14 protein-coding genes are annotated in these 18,010 nt (G+C 68.5%); 5 read left to right on the forward strand and 9 right to left on the reverse strand.

Features of this window, described 5'->3' with window-relative positions:
- The first annotated feature begins 59 nt into the window (after positions 1-59).
- From WS92_RS28705 to WS92_RS28725, 5 genes are read left to right on the forward strand one after another with little or no spacing between them, the layout of a single operon-like run.
- On the forward strand, positions 60-1,319 hold the full coding sequence (locus WS92_RS28705) for an ABC transporter substrate-binding protein (protein WP_082743813.1): 1,260 nt from the start codon (positions 60-62) through the stop codon (positions 1,317-1,319).
- Between the two features lie 4 nt (positions 1,320-1,323).
- Positions 1,324-2,202 (forward strand): branched-chain amino acid ABC transporter permease, encoded by an 879-nt coding sequence (locus tag WS92_RS28710; RefSeq protein WP_059933076.1) that lies wholly within the window; start codon positions 1,324-1,326, stop codon positions 2,200-2,202.
- Positions 2,199-3,248 carry a branched-chain amino acid ABC transporter permease gene (locus tag WS92_RS28715; protein WP_059933078.1) on the forward strand — a complete coding sequence of 350 codons (1,050 nt, stop codon included), beginning with the start codon at positions 2,199-2,201 and terminating at the stop codon, positions 3,246-3,248. Before WS92_RS28710 ends, WS92_RS28715 begins: the two co-directional genes overlap by 4 nt.
- Positions 3,245-3,967 carry an ABC transporter ATP-binding protein gene (locus tag WS92_RS28720; protein WP_059933080.1) on the forward strand — a complete coding sequence of 241 codons (723 nt, stop codon included), beginning with the start codon at positions 3,245-3,247 and terminating at the stop codon, positions 3,965-3,967. The genes WS92_RS28715 and WS92_RS28720 overlap by 4 nt, the downstream gene beginning before the upstream one ends.
- A 54-nt stretch (positions 3,968-4,021) precedes the next feature.
- Positions 4,022-4,753 (forward strand): ABC transporter ATP-binding protein, encoded by a 732-nt coding sequence (locus tag WS92_RS28725; protein WP_059933082.1) that lies wholly within the window; start codon positions 4,022-4,024, stop codon positions 4,751-4,753.
- Positions 4,754-4,847: 94 nt separating this feature from the next.
- On the opposite strand, the gene WS92_RS28730 is transcribed toward WS92_RS28725, so the two are convergent.
- The 9 genes from WS92_RS28730 to WS92_RS28770 form a co-directional block, all read right to left on the reverse strand.
- Positions 4,848-5,807: an AraC-like ligand-binding domain-containing protein gene (locus tag WS92_RS28730; RefSeq protein WP_059933084.1), complete on the reverse strand. Its 960-nt coding sequence runs from the start codon at positions 5,805-5,807 to the stop codon at positions 4,848-4,850.
- A 216-nt stretch (positions 5,808-6,023) separates the two neighbouring features.
- Positions 6,024-7,124: a porin gene (locus tag WS92_RS28735; RefSeq protein WP_059933086.1), complete on the reverse strand. Its 1,101-nt coding sequence runs from the start codon at positions 7,122-7,124 to the stop codon at positions 6,024-6,026.
- A 239-nt stretch (positions 7,125-7,363) separates the two neighbouring features.
- Positions 7,364-10,393, reverse strand: a complete 3,030-nt coding sequence (locus WS92_RS28740; protein ID WP_059933088.1) for a type III restriction-modification system endonuclease — start codon at positions 10,391-10,393, stop codon at positions 7,364-7,366.
- 40 nt (positions 10,394-10,433) lie between these two features.
- Positions 10,434-12,443, reverse strand: a complete 2,010-nt coding sequence (locus WS92_RS28745) for a site-specific DNA-methyltransferase (RefSeq protein ID WP_041861796.1) — start codon at positions 12,441-12,443, stop codon at positions 10,434-10,436.
- A 361-nt stretch (positions 12,444-12,804) separates the two neighbouring features.
- Complete coding sequence (locus WS92_RS28750) at positions 12,805-13,965, reverse strand: porin (RefSeq protein WP_041861545.1); 1,161 nt, start codon at positions 13,963-13,965, stop codon at positions 12,805-12,807.
- A 192-nt stretch (positions 13,966-14,157) separates the two neighbouring features.
- Positions 14,158-14,835 (reverse strand): response regulator, encoded by a 678-nt coding sequence (locus WS92_RS28755; RefSeq protein WP_059933091.1) that lies wholly within the window; start codon positions 14,833-14,835, stop codon positions 14,158-14,160.
- A gap of 10 nt (positions 14,836-14,845) precedes the next feature.
- Positions 14,846-16,225 (reverse strand): sensor histidine kinase, encoded by a 1,380-nt coding sequence (locus tag WS92_RS28760; RefSeq protein ID WP_015601219.1) that lies wholly within the window; start codon positions 16,223-16,225, stop codon positions 14,846-14,848.
- 75 nt (positions 16,226-16,300) lie between these two features.
- Entirely contained in the window at positions 16,301-17,149 is an 849-nt protein-coding gene (locus tag WS92_RS28765) for an ABC transporter permease (protein ID WP_006024009.1), read from the reverse strand.
- Between the two features lie 27 nt (positions 17,150-17,176).
- Positions 17,177-17,974: an ABC transporter ATP-binding protein gene (locus WS92_RS28770; protein WP_009910853.1), complete on the reverse strand. Its 798-nt coding sequence runs from the start codon at positions 17,972-17,974 to the stop codon at positions 17,177-17,179.
- Between the last annotated feature and the right edge of the window lie 36 nt (positions 17,975-18,010).

Consider the following 18,010-nt stretch of genomic DNA (forward strand, 5'->3'; position numbering starts at 1 on the left):
CCCCGAGGGCGCGGCCCGCACGCGGAAAGCCGCGCCCCACGACAACATCAGGAGACACGATGAAGCCGCTTTTCCCTCACATGAAGCGCACGCTTGCCGGCGCGTGCATCGCCGCGGCGGGATTTCTCGCGCAGCATGCGGCGTTCGCGCAGAGCTGCGGGCTCGCGAACGGCAAGCCCGCAACCGGCGCGCCGATTCCGATCGGCGCGATCGTCGGCAAGACCGGGCCCGACGATTTCAGCTCGTCGGCACGCGCGGCCGCCGCGTATTTCAGGTGCGTGAACGCGAACGGCGGCATCAACGGCCGGCCGGTCCAGTATCTCGTCGAAGACGATCAATGGAATCCGGAAACCGCGTCGCAGGTCGCGTCGAAGCTCGTGCGCGACCGCAAGGTGCTCGCGCTCGCGGGCAACGCGAGCTTCGTCGAATGCGGTGCGAACGCGAAGTTCTACGAACAGGAAAACGTGATCGCGATCGCGGGCGTCGGCGTGCCGCGCGAATGCTATTTCGCGCGCAACTACGTGCCGCTCAACATGGGGCCGCGTCTGTCGATGACGGAGGCGGCGCTGTACGCGAAGCAGCAGTACAAGGCGACGCGGATGGTGTGCATCGCGCCGAACATCCCGAGCCTCGGCGCGTGGTCGTGCGAAGGGCCGGCGCTCTGGGGCAAGCGCAACGGCGTGAGCGTCGACACGATCGTGATGGACCCTGACTCCGCCGATCCGACGTCGGTCGTGCTGCAGGCGGCGTCAAAGCATCCGCAGGCGATTCTGCTCGGGCTGCCGAAAGGGCTGATGGTGCCGGTCCTGTCGGCCGCCGAGCAGCAGAACCTCGGCGGGCGGATTCGCTTCGTCTCGGCGGCGTCCGGCTACGACCTCGGCGTGCCGAAGGCGATCGGCCCGTACTGGAAGGGCAACTTCGACGTGAATCTCGAATTCCAGCCGCTCGACGCGCAAACGCCCGACAACCGGAACTGGCGCGCGGTAATGGACAAGTACGGCGACAGGAAGGACCCGCGCGACACGTTCTCGCAGGCGGGCTATCTCGCCGCGCGGCTCGTGACCGACACGTTGCTGAAACTGCCCGCGAACCAGCTCGACCGCGCGCACGTGACGGCCGCGCTGCGCGAGGTGAAGGACTTCCGCAGCGACATCCTGTGCGGCCCGTTCTACGTCGGCGCGGGCGAGCGGCACAACGCGAACAACGCGGGCCGGATGGCGCAATCGACGGGCGCGGGCTGGAAGACGGCGTCGGCGTGCCAGGCAGTCGACGATCCGCAACTCGCCGACATCCGCGCGGCCGAAAGGAAGATGCACTGACGCCATGAACGCGATCGACCTCGCCCCTTATCTGATCTCCGGGCTCGGCGTCGGCGCGGTCTACGCGCTGTCGGGCGTCGGCCTCGTCGTGCTGTATCGCGCGTCCGGCGTGCTGAACTTCGCGTTCGGCGCGACGGGCGCGTTGGGCGCCTACGTCGCGGCCGCGTGCCTCGACGCCGACTATCCGCAGGCGCTCGCGTGGGGCGCGGCGATCGCCGCGTCGACCGCGGCGTCGCTCGTCTACGGCCTCGCGATCGCGCCGCGGCTCGCCGCGCGCGATCGCGTCGTGCGCAGCGTCGCGACGCTCGGCTTCGCGCTCGTGCTGCTCGGCTTCTGCGAATGGCATTGGGGCGACACGCCGCGCCGCCTCGTGCTGCCGACCGACAGCGAAGCGCTCGACTTCGGCGACGTCCGCTTCACGTACACGCGCATCGTCGGCCTCGCGCTCGCGTTCGCGATGATGGCGGCGATCGGCCTCGTGCTCGCGCGCACGCGGCTCGGGCTGCAGATGCGCGCGCTGTCGAACGACCGGCGCCTGAGCGGCCTGCTCGGCATTCGCGTGCTGAGCGTCGACGCGGCCGCCTGGGCGATTTCGGGCGTATTCGCGGGCATTACCGGCCTGCTGCTCGCGAACCTCGTGCGCCTGCAGGCGGCGGTGCTCACGTTCCTCGTGATCCCGGCGTTCGCCGCGGCGATCGTCGGCCGGCTCGCGTCGCTGCCCGCGACGGTGGCGGCCGGCGTCGCGATCGGCCTCGCCGAGGCGCTCGCGATCACCGTGCCCGGCTTCGCGCCGTACCGCAGCGCGACGCCGTTCCTGATCGCGCTCGTCGCGATGCTCTTTATCGGCTCTCAATCGAGCGGCCACGCCGCGAACGAATCATGAAAACGCCCCTCGCCTTCGCCGCGCCGCCGCGCGACGCGGCCGCGCGCGCCAGGCCGTCCGGCGCGCGCCTGCCGCTCGCCGCGACGCTCGGCACGCTCGCCGCGATCGCGCTCGTCGTGCCCGCCGTCGCCGACGCATACTGGATCAAGACGCTGACGTCCGCGCTGACGGTCAGCATCGCCGCCGCGGGCGTCGCGCTGCTGTCCCGGCAGCTCGGGCTCGTGTGCCTGTCGCAGCATGCGCTGCTCGGCGTCGGCGGCTGGATCGCGCTCAGGCTCGCGCATCTGGGCGCGCCGTTCGAGCTGTGCGTGATCGCGGGCGCGGCGGGCGGCAGCGCGATCGGGATGATCGCCGGGCTGCCCGCGCTGCGCCTGCGCGGCCTCTATCTCGCGCTCGTCACGCTGATGATGGCGGGCGGGTTTCAGGTCGTCGCGTCCGCGATCGGCTTTCCGGACGGCGGCGGCGGCTTCACCGGCCATCTGTCGTTCGGCGCGCGGCAGATGATGGCGCGGCCGCTCGCCGGCCAGAGCGACGCCGCGTATTTCCGCTACGTCGCCGCGTGGGCCGCGCTCGCGTTCGCGCTGATCGAGCTGCATCGGCGCTCGAAAGCGGGGCGCTCGTGGGCGCTGATCCGGCGCGGCGAGATGCCGGCGCTCGCGGCGGGCGTCAACGTCGTCTTCTACCGGACCTGGGCGTTCGGGCTCGCGGGCCTGCTCGCCGGGCTGTCGGGCGGCCTGCTCGCGGGCTCCGTCGGCCAGCTCGACGGGCGCGCGTTCGCCGCATCGGAATCGGTGCTGCTGTTCGCGCTGTCGGTCGTCGGCGGCGTTTATCACTGGTTCGGCGCGCTGATCACGGGGCTGTTGCTGCGCGCGGTGCCCGCGCTCCTGACCGACTTCGGCGTGAACGGCTATCTCGCGATGATCTTCTTCGGCGCGGCGCTGCTGCATGCGCTGATCACGGCGCCCGCCGGCATCGCCGGGCAGCTTGCCGGGCTTGCGTCGCGTGTCGGGCGCGCGTTTCGCGCCCGCGACGGAGGCGCGCGATGATCGAGATCTCGAACCTCACCGTGCAGTTCGGCGGCACGCGCGTGCTCGATGCGCTCGACGCGCAGCTCGCCGCGCCCATCTGCGGGCTGATCGGCCCGAACGGCGCGGGCAAGACGACGCTGCTCAACGTGCTGAGCGGCTTTTTGCGGCCGCGCGCGGGCAGCGTCGCGCTCGACGGCCGCGCGCTGCTCGCGCTCTCCGTCGCCGAGCGCGTGCGCGCGGGCGTGCGACGGACGTTCCAGACCGAACAGATCGTCGAGGATCTGAGCGTTCACGACAACGTGCTCGCGCTCGCCGAGCACGTGATGCCGGCCTTCGCCGCGCGCGACGACACGCGGCGCGCGCTCGAGCTCGTCGGCCTCGCGGACGTCGCGCACGCGCCGGGCGCGGCGCTCAACCTGTATCAGCGCCGGATGCTGGAGCTCGGCAAGGCGCTCGTCGGCGAGCCGCGCCTGCTGCTGCTCGACGAGCCTGGCGCGGGCCTGAACGAGACGGAAGCGGCGCGGCTCGCCGACGTGATCGTTCGCATTCCGGAATGCATCGGCGCGCAGGTGCTGCTGATCGATCACGACGTCGATCTGATCGACGCCGTGTGCGAGGCGACGCTCGTGCTCGATTTCGGCAAGCGGCTCGCGCTCGGGCCGACGCGCGCGGTACTCGACGATCCGCTCGTGCGCAGCGCATATCTCGGCCAGGCGTTCGACGAGCATGAAGCCTGAAGCACTTGGCGCGGCGCGCGCGCCGCACCCCATTCGACAAGGAGTCCGGCGATCATGCGGCTCGAAGTGAAAGATCTCGTCGTCCATCGCGCGAACAAGCCCGTGCTGCACGGCGTATCGCTCGCGGTCGCGCCCGGCCGGGTGACGGCGCTCGTCGGCGCGAACGGCGCCGGCAAATCGACGCTCGTGATGAGCATTGCCGGCGCGCTGCCCGCGACGTCGGGCGACGTGCTGCTCGACGGCGCGCCGCTCGGCGCGCTGCGGCCCGAAGCGGTGCGTCGCCGCGGCGTCGCGGTCGTGCCGGAAGGGCACCGCGTGCTCGGTGATCTGTCGGTGCGCGACAACCTGCGCGCGGCGGGCGCGTTCCTGTCGGCGCGGCGGCTCGATGATGCGATCGACCGCGCGCTCGCGCTCTTCCCGGAGCTCAAGCCGAAGCTCGATGCGCGCGGCAATGATCTGTCGGGCGGGCAGAAGCAGATGGTATGCGTGTCGCAGGCGCTGATCGGCGAGCCGCACACACTCCTCATCGACGAGCTGTCGCTCGGCCTCGCGCCCGCAGTGACGAAGCGTCTCGCGCAGACCGTCGCGCAGATCGCGAACGACGGCGTCGCGGTGCTGCTGATCGAGCAGTTCACGACGATCGCGCTCGCGCTCGCGACGAACGCATACGTGCTCGAACGCGGGCGCGTCGCGTTCGCGGGCAGCGCGCAGACGCTGCGCGAGCGGCCGGAGATTCTGCACGGCAGCTATCTCGCGTCGAAGGGAAGCGGCGCGAACGCGGCGTGACGCAGGCGAGCGAAGCGGCGGCGGGCGCGATGCGAGCAGGCCGGCCGCCGCTCGCGCGGGAACGTCGTTCCGATCGGCGCTCGGGGCCCGAAACTCAGGACAAGGCGCGACGCCGCACGAACTCGCGCGGCGTCATGCCATAGCGCTGCTTGAAGCTGCGGCAGAAATGCGCGCTGCTGCTGAATCCCCAACTGAACGCGATTTCGGAAATCGCGGGTTTCGCCGCGCGCGCGTTGTCGAGCGCGTCCTTGCAGCGCTCGAGCCGGCTCGACCAGATGTAGCGGTCGATCGTCACGCCTTCCTCCTCGAAGATCCGGTGCAGATAGCGCTTCGAGCAGCGCAGCTCGCGCGCGATCCGGTCGATCGACAGGTCGGCGTCGGCGAGATGGCCGTGGATGTATTGCTTGACGCGCATCCGCAGCACGGCGGGCAGCGCGACGTGCGCGCCTTGCGCGTCGCGCTGCGCGGTCAGCGTCGACACGATCAGGCCGAGGATCGTCTCCGACAGCGCGGTGCCTGTCGTGCCGGGCAGCGACGGCAATTGTTCGGATAACGACACGAGGAACGACGACAACAGCGAGAACAGCCCCTTGAGCTCGAACTCGCAAACGTCCGACGTGTGCAGGCCGGGCACCGCGAAGCCGCCGAGCTGCCTGCGCGGAATCTGGATCGCGAGCTGCTCGACGTGCGTCAGGTTCGCGATGCTGTACGGCACGCGCGGGTCGTACAGACTCCAGTCGCCCGTGCGCAACCGGAACACCTTGCCGCGCTGCTCGATCTCGCTCACGCCGCTCAGTTGCAGGATCAGCTTGAAGAAGTCGGAGCCGTGATCGTGCAGCGCCGCGACGGGCCTCACGATCCGGTGCGCGGGCGCGGCGATCGTGAACACGCGCATCGGGCCGATCTCGTACTGGCTGAGCTGCGCGTCGAACGCGTCATCGCCGTCACAGCACGCGTCGAGTCCGCCGAAGTATTGCGTGACGACGCGGCCCCACGCGCGGCCGCGAAACGCGGGCGATTCGCCCGCCGTCGTGAAGAATCTGCCGTTCACCATGCGCTCCTTGCGAGTACACGTCCAGCCGGACCATGCAGGGGCATGCGGTCTGCCCGGATATAGTTAGCATATTAAATATTTGGCACAGGCTGAATCCGGTTTACTCCGCACGCGAAAATCGGCTGCTTAGGCAGCGATTTTGACGCGCGAGCGGCCGCGTTACGTGCGTTGGCCCACACAAGGGTCCGCGCGGCCGCCGCCGGGCGCGAAAGACGATCAGAAACGGGTCAGCATCCCGATGCGCGCGAGAAACTGCGAGCGCGAGCCCGACTGCGCATCGGGCCCCATCACGCCGTTGATCCACGCGTGCGCGCCAGCGCTGCCGCCCGCGTACTGATACACGGTTTCGACATACGCGGACGTGCGCTTCGACAGCGCATACTGCACGGCCGCCGTGACCTGATGCGCGTAGTTGCGGTCGAGCTGCGCGTTGCCCTTCATGTATTCGTAGTTCGCGCCGATCGTCCAAGGCGCGCCGACGTAGCGCGCGCCCGCCTGGATCACGTCGATCGCCGCGCCCGTCAGCGTGTTGCGCGTGTTCGTGTACAGCAGGTTCAGATCGAACGCGGACAATGCGTAACGCGCGCCGAGCCCCCAGTTGCGCAGCCCGTCGTGCCCGTTGTTCATCTGCGGATACTTGACTTCGACGTATGCGGCGCCGAGCGCGAAACTGCCCGTCTCGTACTTGAGGCCGGCGCTGACCGTGCTGTTCGCCGACAGCCCGCCGCCCGCCTGATTGCCGAAGCCGTACATCAGGCCGAACACGAGCCCGCTCAGGTTCGCGCTCGTGTACTTGACCGAGTTCGGCACGCGGCTCGAGCCCGCCATCCGGTCGAAGTCGAACGAGCCGGTCGGATTGTTTGGAATCCCGAGCGTCGAGAACGGCCCCTGACGGAAGTTGTACAGGCCGCCGTAGCGGAACGCGCCGTCGAACGAGCCGAACGTCAGCGAATCGGTCATGAAGTCGTATTGCTGGCCGAACGTCACGCTGCCGAGCCGCTCGCTCCATAAGCCGACGAGCGCGGTGCGCGAGAACATCGAGCCGGGCGCCGGCAGCGCGGCGCCGTTGCCGAGCGCGTATTGCGACGTCAGCTCGAAGATCGCCTTCGCGCCGCCGCCGAGATCCTCGGTGCCCCTGAGCCCCCATAGGTTCGGCACCGCGATGCCGTCGTCGAAATTCACACTGTGCCTGCCGCCTTCGTTCGACACGTACGACACGCCTGCATCGATCAGGCCGAACAGCGTGACGCTGCCGCCGGACGCGTGCGCGCCCGTCGCGACGGCGAGCCCCGCCGCCGCTACCGCAAACTTCTTCATCGTCGTCTCCGTTGGGGGTGTCGTTATGCGCGGCGGCGCTCGGGGCGCCGCCGTCGATCTCCGGCTCGGAGTGTGGAGCAGCGTGCGGCGCGCATCTTTCCCGACGGCGCACAAACACTAGCTCGACGATGCACTCGGCGATCGTCAGACGTTATGGATGTCGAAATGAAATGCGCGGCGTGGCGCGATGCGGCGCGCGCGCCGCACGCCGGAAACGAACGGCGTTGCGGCGACGGCATTCAGGCCGCGTCGCGCGCGTTGGCGGCGGCCGTCGGCAGATCGTCGGCGGAGCGCGCGCGCACGTAGCGCGCCGGGTTGTCGGCGGCCACCTCCAGCGCGCGGAAATGTGCGGCGCCGCACTGTATCCTGCGCCGCTCGTACGCTTGCAGATCGCCGTCGCCGATGCCGCTCTTCGATTCGACGACGAAATAGAGCCGCGGCCCGTCGCCCTCGGCGATCAGCACCGCCCAGTCGGGGCTGTAGCTGCCGAGCGGCGTCGGAATCCTGAACCAGCCGGGCAGCTTCGCATACAGCCTGACCGCGTCGTCCTGTTCGAGCGATTCGACGAAGGCGCGCTCGGCGGGCGTTTCGCACGGCACGTCCTCGTGGATCGATTTCGCCGCGCCGCGCCGCATGCTCGACAGATAGCCGGTAAGCGGTTCGTCCTCGAACAGCGACAGCGCATGCACGTGCTCCTTGCCGAGCAGCTTGTATTCGATCCCGTCGACGAGCGCGTCGCGCTTGCAGCGCTCGAGCGTCGCGGCGGCGAGCGCGATGAAACGTTGAGGATTGCGCGGGAATTCGTCGAGCCGGCCGCTTTCGATCAGCACGGTCGCGATCGTGCGCCGCGTGAGCTGCGTGCGGTCCTGCAGCTCGGTCAGCAGATCCGGCAGGTCGAGCTCGCCTTCGTCGATCGCGATCGCATCCGCCGCCTCGGTTTCGGTTGCCTCGACGCCCGACGCGTCGATCGCGATGTCGGCCTTGCGCCATTGCAGCCGCGCGCGCGCGACGGCGGGCGCCGCCTTCAGCGCGGCGACGCAGCGCTCGATCAGACGCGCGTTGTCGAAGTTCACGCGGTACGTCGTCCGGTACTGGATGCGCTCCCACAGCGCACGGAATTCGTCGCTGAGGCACACCGCCTTGCCGTGCGCGTCGCGCCGCAGCGCGATGGGGCGGCGCTCGTCCGCGTTGCGCACGTCGAGCCGGCCCGCGAGCTTGCGCAGCATGTCGACGATCAGCGCGCGCTGCGCGTCGAATTCGTCGGGCAGCGGCAATGCGCGCAGCTTGAGCGCCGCGCGCAGCGTGTCCTGCACGCGGCCGCGCGCATCGAGATAGCCGGCGTCGCGCAGATACGTCCACAGCGCGGCCGACCGCTCGATGCCGAGCGGCTGCACGCTGCCGTCGCCGGCCGGCACGGGCAGCGCGGCGAACTGATGCGTTTCGACGATGCCGAAGCGGATTCCCGTATCGGCTTCGATTTCCTTCTGCAGGTTCTCGGCGAACTGCTCATAGCTTTCGCCCGCGATCACCGTCAGCGTGTTGACGTCGAAGCCGCGCACGCGCTCGCCGCGCTGGTCGACGGCGAGGCGCAGCCCGCGGCCGATCGTCTGGCGACGCTCGCGCTCGCTGTGGATGTCGCGCAGCGTGCAGATCTGGAACACGTTCGGATTGTCCCAGCCTTCCTTCAACGCCGAATGCGAGAAGATGAACTTGAGCGGCGTATCGAACGACAGCAGCCGCTCCTTGTCCTTCATGATGAGGCCGTACGCGCGCTCCGCATTCTCGCGGCTGCCCGCGCTCCTGTCGCTCGTGTCGGTCCAGCCGCCTTTCTTGTCGATCGAGAAATAGCCGTCGTGCACGGCCTGCGCCGCGAGATCGGCGTCGACGCCGCCGAACAGCGCGCGATATTCGGGCAGCTTCGCCGCGCGCCGGTATTCGTCCTCGAACAGCAGCGCGTAGTCGCCCTTGAACGGCTGGCCGTGGCGGTCGTACTTGCGATACTTGTCGACCGCATCGACGAAGAAGAGCGACAGCACCTTCACGCCGAGCGGCGTGAGGCGCAGTTCCTTGTCGAGATGCTCGCGGATCGTGCGGCGGATCATCTCGCGCTGGATCGCGAGCGTGTCGAGGTCGCCGTATGTGTCGCCGATCGACAGGAACGCGTCGCCGCCCGGATAGCGCAGCACCAGATACTCGGCGCCGCGCGCCGCGTGAATCTCGCCGATCCGGAAATTCGCGTAGACGGCGCGGCGCGCGACGCGCTCGAGATCGTCGCCGTCGGAGACGGAAACCGTCTGCCGCTCGACGTCGCCCGCCGCCGTCGCGACGTCAAGCTCGACGCGCGCGGCGATCGCGCCGCGCCGGCTGCCGATCGACATCACGCGGATGAATGGCTTGTTGTGCGCATCCTCGACGGTCGCCGACGCGATCTCGATCTGCTTGACGAGCTTGCGCTCGTACGCGTCGATCGCATCGAGCCGGTAGAGCATCTGGTACTTGTCCGCGTGCGTCGCCGAGTAGCGCAGCGTGCAGAGCGGGCGCATCGCGTCGAGTGCTTCCTTGCCGCGCCCATCGAGCCCGCCGTCGACGCTCTGCGGCTCGTCGACGATCACGATCGGATGCGTCGCTCGAATCAGGCCGATCGGCTTTTCGCCGCCCGTCTGCTCGCTGTCCTTGTAGAGCGTGTTGACGTCCTTCTTGTTGATCGCCGCGACCGTGACGATCATGATCTGCACGGTCGATTTCGACGCGAAGCTGCGCACCTCGCCGAGCTTCGCCGAATCGTAGACGAAGTAGTCGAACGGCACGCCCGCGTACAGGCGCCGGAAATGCTGCCCGGTGATCTGCAGCGTCTTGTACACGCCTTCCTTGATCGCGACCGACGGCACGACGATCACGAACTTCGTGAAGTCGAAGCGGCGGTGCAGCTCGAAGATCGTGCGCAGGTACACATAGGTCTTGCCCGTGCCCGTTTCCATCTCGACGGTGAAATCGTTCGAGCTTGGCGCGCCGGACGGCGGCAGCCCGTTTCGCACCTGCACGCGCGCGAGATTCTCGGCGAACGTGTGCGCGTCGAGCGTCAGCCGATTGCCGACGCCGAGCCCTGATTCGGCCATCCCGAGCGAAATCTGCGGGCTCGCGCGCCGCCGCGCGGCCTGCGCGGTCACGCTGAATTCGGCGCGGCACGCCTCCTGGCCGCGAAACAGATCGCATACCGCCTCGATCGCTTCGAGCTGATAGTCGAGATCCGACTCGAAATGCAACTGCATGCTCAATCTTCCTTGTCTGCGTGTGGCTCGCGTGCGCGCATCAGAGGCTCCGGATGCGCTTCACGCCGTGCTGCTCGAGGATCGCCGACAGGTTCACCTTCGCGACGTCGTCCGCGAAGCCGCTGTCGCGGAACACGCAGGTCAGCTCGCGCGTATCGGCGGCGCCCGCCGCGGCTATCAGCTTGACGATGCCCTCGCCGAGCGCGTCGGTCGACGCGCGGTCGATGTGCGTGTCGAAGCACGCGACGATCGCGCCGTCGATCACGTGGACCGCCTTGCCGGCGATCGTCCGCGCGTCGATCGGCGCGCACAGGTCGAGCCCGAGCTTCAGCATCAGTTCGTACAGCAGATCTTCCTCGGAGCGGTTCGGCTTGACGTGCTCGACGGCCGCGAACAGCGACTGCTGGATGTCGTCGCCGCGCGGGTCCCATTCGGAGACGTTCGTCGAATCGAGCCTGAACACGCGAAAGCCGAGGTCGGCGCGCACGCCCGGATGCTCGGCCGCGACCCGCGCCGCCGAGCGACGCAGCCGCTCCTTCGTCAGCTCGGCGAGATTGAGCGGCACGCGCTGCGCCGCGCAGAAATCGGCGGCGGCCTTCTGGTCCTTGCTGCCGGCGTCGAGCGGCTCGGGCAACTGCACGAGCACGTAGCGGCGATTGCCGCCGTCGGCCGCGTTGAGCGCCATCACCGCGTGCGCGGTCGTGCCCGAGCCGCCGAAAAAGTCGACGATCAGATCGTCGCCGTCCGTGCACCAGCCGATGATCGACGCGGCGAATTCGACAGGCTTCGGCTGATCGAAAGGAATGCCGAGCGACTTCATCAGCGCGTCGTCCGAGCCGCCGAACGGCAACACCGACGGCACGTTCTCGTACATGTTCTCGTCGAGGAAGTAGATCCGCTGCGGCTGCGTGGTCTCGTCCGCGCCGAATTCGACTAGACCCTTGTCGATGAGCGCCTGCATCGTCGCGGGCGGATTGCGCCAGCCGCGCTCGGGCACGGGGCACGGCTCGCCCGTCACCGGATGCACGAGCGGCACGAAGTAGTCGTCGGGCGCCTTCTTCTTGTTCGGCCACGCCATCGACACGAGGCGGTACACGCGGCCATCGGCCGAGATCCGGTCGTACATCGCCTCGCCGCCCGACAGCGTCGTCTGCGACTTCACCCAGCTACGGTACGCGGCATTCGCGTCCGCGATCGTCGCGGCATCCGCGATCGCGCCGCGCGCCGCGTCCAGCATGCGTTGCGCGTTGCGCTTTGCCCGCTTGAGCGGCGCGCGCTCGAACAGCAGCTCCGCGTCGCGCGCGAACAGCACGATCGATTCGTGCTGGTACGCGATCCCGCGCGCGTCGCCCTTCGGATTGCGCTTGTCCCACACCGCGACGCCGAGCTCGTTGTCTTCGCCGAAGATCTCGCGCATCACGAGCACGAGCGCGTGCTGCTCGTGCTCGTCGATGTGCACGGCGATCACGCCGTCGTCGGCGAGCAGATCGCGCGCGAGCTTCAGGCGCGGATAGATCATGTTCAGCCAGTCCGTGTGGAAGCGGCCGCTCGCGTCGGTGTGGCTGCTGACCCGCTTGCCGCCCGTCGTCTGGCCGGTCAGCTCGAGATAGTGGCGCAGGCTGTCGGTGAAATTGTCCGGATAGACAAAATCCTTGCCGGTGTTGTACGGCGGATCGATGTAGACGAGCTTCACGCGTCCCGCGTAGCTCTTCTGCAGCAGCTTCAGCACCTCGAGGTTCTCGCCCTCGATCATCAGGTTGCGAGTCGACGCCCAGTCGACGCTCTCGCGCGGGCACGGGCGCAGCGTGCCCGTCGACGGCGTGAGCGCGAGCCGGCGCGCGCGGCGCTTGCCGTGCCAGTTCAGGCCGTACTTCTCGTCGGCGTCGACGACGGCGCCGACCATCGCCGCGAGCACGTCGAGATTCACCGACGCGCCGTCCGGTCCTTCGGTCACGACGTCCGGAAAGAGCGCCTTCAGGCGCTCGACGTTCGCGGACACGAGATCCGCGGATTGCGCTTCCGGGCTCGTCGCATCGAGTTTCTGCATCATCCTTTCCATCCATTGCATGTCATCGCGCCGGCATGCGGACCCGATTTTCGGGCCGCGCGGCGCGGCAAAGGCGAAACGCTAGCGATCCGTCACGCGCAGGTCAAGGACTTGCGGCGGGGCGCGGGCCAGCGTCCGGCGACGCAGATGTTTACCACAGGTTCGGAAGCCGGCCGCCGGCGCGGGCTTTCGCCGCGCGTGCGCGAGGCCGCGCGCGATGACAAAAGGCCCGGCGTGAGTGGCCGTCGAATGCCGCGGGGTCTCGCAGGAGATCGGGCGAGCGCGGCGGGAAAAGCGGCGGATGCGGGAGAAGCGGGAAGGGCGGCACGGCGCGGCGCGGTGGCCGGCCGTGCCGCGCGGCGGATCAGAACCGCGTGCGGATGCCGGTCGTCAGCTCGAGCTGGTTGGTCGCGCCGTGCGTCGACGCAACCGTGTAGCCGCCGTGCAGGCGCATGTAATCGCCGGCGAGATACAGCTCGGTGCGCTTCGACAGGTGGTAGAACACCGAGCCGTACAGCGTTTCCTTGAAGCCGTTGCCGACGCCCGACGTGAGGCTGAAGTTGCCGATGTTCGCGTTCGGCACATTGCCGTCGCTGTTGTAAGCGGCGTTGTGCACGCGCATCTGCTGATAGCCGAGTTCGTAGTCGAGCGGGCCCTTCGGCGCGACCTTGAACGATACGGTCCACGCGTTGTCCTGGCGCTGGCCGAGCGCGCCCTGATCGCCCAGGTAGCGGAAATAGCCGGCGTTCACGCGGAAGATGTCGAACGTGTAGTTGCCGCCGACCGAGAACGACTTGTTCGCGTAGCCCGCGTGGTTCACGTGGCTGAAGAAGCCCGACACGTTGAACGGGCCGCCGTTGTAGCCGAGCGCGGCCTGGTAGGTCGAGTTCTGCCCGAAGCTCGTCGAATTGCTGAACGCGTAGCCCGCGCTCGCGAAGATGCCGTTGCCGAACAGCTTCTTCCACGCGAGGCCGTTGTTGTAGCGCGTGCCCGTCGCACCCGCCGCGTAGAAGATCATCTGCTTGAAGTTGTTCGCGTTCGTCCAGCCGCCTTCCTCGGTCGTCAGCTTCGCCGAGCCGTACGGGTCGCCGTAGATCGCCGCCGCGTCGCGCGCGATCGTGTTCTGAAAGCCGGCGGTGAGCTTGCCGAACGTGCCGTTTTCGATGCCGACCCATGCGTCGCGGTCGAAGATCTGGCCCGGGTCTTCCATGTTGCCGTCGGCAACCGTGTATTCGCTTTCGAGCCGGAAGATCACCTTCGTGCCGCCGCCGATGTCCTCCGCCCCCTTCAGGCCCCAGCGGCTGCCGCTGAACCACGGCTCGCCGCCGAGCCCCATGCCGATCACGTGATCGCCCTTCGCGTTCGCGTGCGACTGATAGGTGGGAAAGCTCAGGTCGATGAGCCCGTAGAGCTGGACGCTCGACTGCGCGTGCGCTTGCGGCGCCGCGCAGGCGGCCGTCGCGATGGAAAGTGCCAGGTATTGTCGTTTCAAGATCGTCCCCTCCGGTATCGTGTTGACCGCCATTCTTTCGTAGTACGCAGCGTCGGCTGCGCAGACGCGGTGCGATGCGCGTCGAACGGCCACGTCATCGTAGTGGGCGCAATCCTTCGCGGCGCTTTCGCGCCGGCCGAGGAAATCTCCGGATAAGTACGGGGTGGTGCTCGTTTTTCGGCTGGGTCAGGCGAGGGCGCCGCGCTCGAGGCCCGGCGCGGCGGCTCATTCGGCCGCGTCCTTCGTCCGAAGAATGTAGCCGAGCCCGCGCAGCGTGATGATCTGCGCGAGCGAGCCCGACAGGTGCTTGCGCAGGCGGTGGATGTAGATGTCGATCGCATCGGCGCTCGGCTCATCGTCGAGGCCGTACACGCTATCCATCAGGCGCGCTTTCGATACCGTCTTGCCCTGCTGGAGCATCAGCGTTTCGAGGATCGCATGCTCGCGGCGGCGCAGCACGAGCGGCACGCCGCCGCACTGGAATTCGCGTGTCGCGAACAGATAGACGAGATCGCCGCATGCGAGCTGCGTCGCGCCGACGCCGCATTGCCGCCGGATCAATGCGCGAATCCGCGCGACGAGCTCGCGCGATTCGAACGGCTTCACGACGTAATCGTCGGCACCCGCGCTGAAGCAGTCGACCTTGTCGTCGACCGAGCCGTGCGCGGTCAGCATCAGCACGGGCACGTTGTCGCCGCGGCGGCGCAGCCGCGCGAGCAGCTCCTTGCCGCTCATGCCGGGCAGCCGCATGTCGAGCAGCAGCGCATCGTAGCGCTGCGCCTTCAGCACCGTGTCCGCGCTCTCGCCGTCAGGCGCCGAATCCACGCCGAAGCCTTCGCCGCGCAGCAGATCGATGATCCAGTGCGCGAGTTCCGCGTTGTCTTCCACGAGCAGCAATTTCATCAGGACACTCTCAATTGCGATAGGCGGGCAGCCGCACGGTCATCCTCACGCCCCGGTTGCCCGGGCCCGTCGCGAGCGAGACCGTGCCGCCGTGCGACTGCGCGATCTCCTCGACGATCGCGAGCCCGAGGCCCGTGCCTTCCTCGTCCTTCGCGACGCGATAGAAGCGCTTGAACACGTGCGGCCGCGCTTCGGCCGGAATGCCGGGGCCGTCGTCGACCACGTCGAGCACCACCGCGTCGCCGTCGCGCCGCGCGCTCACCGTCACGCGGCCGCCTTCGTGCGTATAGCGCACCGCGTTGTCGACGAGATTCATCAGGAGCGCCGACAACAGGCTTTCGCTGCCCGCCACCAGCAGATCGTCGTCGAGCTCCGCGCCGAGATCGATGCGGCGCCGCTCGGCGAGCACGATCGCCTCCTCGAGCACGCCCGACACGACGGCCGCGACGTCGACGCGCGCGGCGAGCCGCGCGGGCGACGCGGCTTCCGCGTGCGCGAGCAGGAGCAGCTTGTCGGTGACGTCCGCCATCCTGCGGCTGCTGCGCTGCATCGACGCGAGCAGCCCGGCGAGCGCCGCGTCGTCGCTCTCGCGCTGCCGCGCGCACTGGATCTGCGTGTCGATCACCGCGATCGGCGTGCGCAACTGGTGCGCGGCGTCGGCGATGAAGCGCCGTTGCGTCGCCGCGTGCAGGTTCAGCCGCGCGATGCACTGGTTGATCGCGTCGACGATCGGCCGCAGCTCGAAGTGGAGCCGCTCGGTGCGGATCGGCTCGAGCTCCATCGGCCCGCGGTCCGCGACGTCGTCCTTCAGCTTCATCAACGGCCGCAGCTCGAACGTGAGCCCGAGATAGACGAGCGCCATCGCGAGCGCGAGCATCAGCGCGAGCCGCCAGAGCTGCGGATGCCAGATCGCCGCGATCATCATCTGCCGCGACGTCTGCGTCTTGCCGACGACGACCGTCACCGTTTCGGTGTCGCCCGCGTTGTAGAGCTCGCGCGTGTACGCGACCGCGCGGATCTCAAGCCCGTTGAGCGCCGTGTCGAACAGCACCGGCTGCGCGCCGGGCGCGGCCGGCACGGCCGGGCCGGCGAGATCGGGGTTGCCGGCGAGCAGCCGGCCGCCGCCCGTGCGAACCTTGTAGTACACCTGATCCCGCGCGGGCGACTCGAACAGCTCGAGCGCGGCGGGCGGCACGTTCGCGACGAGCGCGCCGCTTTCCCAGTCGACGTCCTCCGCGATCGCGCGCGCGGACGCGACGAGCGCGCCGTCCTGCACGAGGTCGGCGGTCTTGCGCGCGGTGTCGTACGACATCGCGCCCGCGATCGCGACGAACACGGCAAGCGGCAGCAGCAGCCACCAAAGCAGTCGGCCGCGCAGGCTGTGCGACATGCCGTTATCCCCCAACTCCAGCGCAGAAAACGAAACGGCGCACCGAAGATGCGCCGTTTCGTTGATGCATCGTCTTCAGAACGCGGCGGGCCGCCACTTCAGGAGCCGCTTCTCGAGCCGGGTCAGCAGGAAGTCGGCAGCGAGCGCCACGACGGCGAGCACGATCATCGCGGCGAACACGCCGCTCGCGTTGAACGCGCCCTGTGCGGTCGAGATTAGCAGACCGATGCCTTGCTTGGAACCCAGAAATTCCCCGACGACCGCGCCGACGAGCGCGAAGCCGAAGCTCACGTGCAGGCTCGCGAGAATCCAACTGAGCGCGGACGGAATCACGACGGAGGTCGTGATCTGCCGGCGCGACGCGCCGAGGATCTGCGCGTTCGCGATCAGGTAGCGGTCGGCCTCGCGCACGCCCTGGAACGCGTTACCGAACACGACGAAGAACACCATCACCACGGCGAGCGCGATCTTCGACGCCATCCCGAGGCCGAGCGCGATCACGAACACCGAGCCCAGCACGACGCGCGGAATCGAGTTCGCGATCTGGATGTAGAGGCCGAACACGTCGGCGAGCAGCTTGTTGCGCCCGAGCACGATCCCGCAGAAGACGCCCGCGACCGAGCCGATCAGAAAGCCCGCGATCGTCTCCTCGAGCGTCACCCACACCTGCAGCAGCAGCGGGCCCTGCGACGTGCCGTTGACGAACCAGTCCTGGATCTGCGCGGCGATCAGCGACGGCATCGAGAAGAAGAACGGGTCGATCCACTTGAGGCGCGCCGCGATCTCCCAGCCGCCCAGCGCGACGACGAGCACCGCGATGCGCAGCCCGACGATCAGTTGCCGGCGCCGCTGCAGCCGGCGCTGGGCGGCGCGCTCTTCGTCTTCGAGCGAGGTGGTGGTGCCAAGCGGCGTCGGAAGCGTCATGTCAGTCATGCTCCAGTCCTTTCCTGTTTATGCGATCTGCACTTCTTCGCGCAGGTCGTGCCAAATGTCCTTCGAGATTTCGATGAAGCGCTGCTCGTAGCGCACTTCCGACGTGATGCGCGGGCGCGGCAGATCGATCTCGTACACGCGCTTGAGCGTCGCCGGGCGCGACGTCAGCACGAACACGCGGTCCGCGAGCGCGATCGCCTCCTCGAGGTCGTGCGTGACGAACACGACGGAGCCCTTGTTCGCCGACCAGAGCTGCAGCAGCTCGTCCTGCATCAGCGTGCGCGTCTGCATGTCGAGCGCCGAGAACGGCTCGTCCATCAGCAGGATCTCGGGCTGGTTGATGAACGTCTGCGCAAGCGCGACGCGCTTTCGCATCCCGCCCGACAACTGGTGCGGGTAGTGCTTCGTGAATTTCGCGAGCCCGACGCGGCGAATCCATTCCTCCGCCTGCGCGTATGCGGATTCCTTCGAGCGGCCGCGAAAGAGCGGGCCCGCCGCGACGTTGTCGATCACCGTGCGCCACGGGAACACCGCGTCGGCCTGGAACACGAAGCCGATCCGCGGATCGATGCCGTCGACGGGCTTGCCCATCACGCGCACCTCGCCGGACACGGGCTTCAGGAGCCCCGTGATCAGATTGAGCGTCGTCGATTTGCCGCAGCCCGTCGGGCCGACGATCGCGACGAACTCGCCGCGCGCAACCGACATCGTGAAGTCGTGCAGCGCGACGGTCGCACGGCCGTCCGGCGAGATGAAGCGGCACGACACGTTGCGAAACTCGATCGCGGGTGCATGGGCCGAAACATGTTGATTCATCGCTAGAAGTCCTGCATCGGAACCGGCGCCGTCCGT

Origin of the sequence: Burkholderia sp. MSMB1588, from assembly GCF_001546925.1 — a bacterium.
Classification (GTDB): Bacteria; Pseudomonadota; Gammaproteobacteria; order Burkholderiales; family Burkholderiaceae; genus Burkholderia; species Burkholderia humptydooensis.